The sequence below is a fragment of the Dyadobacter sp. SRI_021 genome (assembly GCF_057586235.1).
Map to the genome: position 1 here is coordinate 1 of NZ_JBYCZM010000061.1, position 218 is coordinate 218.

1 protein-coding gene is annotated in these 218 nt (G+C 60.6%); it reads left to right on the plus strand.

Annotated features, from left to right (window positions below; translation table 11 throughout):
- A partial coding sequence (locus AC2YIT_RS32275; RefSeq protein ID WP_487281960.1) for a hypothetical protein occupies positions 1 to 218 on the plus strand: 218 nt, incomplete at both ends.

The following is a 218-nucleotide window of genomic DNA, read 5'->3' on the forward strand; positions in this document are numbered from 1 at the left end:
GCACTGTCATTGGAAGATACGGCGGTGATCAGGCTGGCTACATCCCGTCAGGTAGGGGCGCTATGGGGAGTGGCCTATAACAAAGCTACCGGGCATTTATACTCGGCGGCCCTGGCCAAGCGGCACGTCGGCTATGGCCCACTGGGAACGGGCGGGATTTATCGTACCGACTGGCCCACACGGCGCACTATCAGCTGGCTGGACCTGAAAGCCTTAGG